The 585-nt window shown below is 58.6% G+C and carries 1 pseudogene; it reads left to right on the top strand.

Annotation, left to right across the window (positions count from 1 at the left end):
* Positions 1-585, top strand: a pseudogene (locus AAIH70_RS30980) (IS30 family transposase); the annotation flags it as partial.

Raw genomic sequence — 585 nt, 5'->3', positions numbered from 1 at the left:
TTCGGCCGATGGTCAGGCGATCAAGTTGTGGCGACATTTGCCCGAGCATCGCGCCCGACGCCGACCACGCCATGCCATGCCAGACGCAAGCATGGTCAACGGTTTAGCCCAGAACTCAACATTTTGCGCCGCCCCGACACTGTCGCTTCCCGGAAGCAGTTCGGGCACTGGGAATGCGATCTCATCCAGTTTCGAAAGAAGTTTGGGAAAGCCAATGTGACGTCGCTCGTCGAGCGCGTGAGTCGTTTCGCCATTTTCCTGCGCAACAATGATCGGCAATCCCGGCCGGTCATGGATGGCCTCGTTCAGGCGTTGCAGGCCCTGCCCCATCTTGCGCGTCGCTCCATCACCTTCGATCGCGGCACGGAGTTTACCGACTGGCCTTATCTGCAGGCCAGCATAGGCACACAGACATGGTTCTGCGACCCGCAATCGCCCTGGCAAAAAGGCACCGTCGAAAACACAAACCGACGAGCGCGAAAATGGCTTTCGAGAGAGGTCGATCCGCTGTCCGTGACCGACGCCGACCTGATTGAGATCTGCAACAGACTAAACGGAACGCCACGCAAATGCCTCGGCTATCGA

The sequence above is a fragment of the Neorhizobium sp. BT27B genome (genome assembly GCF_050455485.1).
In the GTDB taxonomy this organism is placed as follows: domain Bacteria; phylum Pseudomonadota; class Alphaproteobacteria; order Rhizobiales; family Rhizobiaceae; genus Neorhizobium.
Note: the sequence above shows the minus strand (reverse complement) of the source record. Positions and strands in the feature narration are given on the sequence as shown.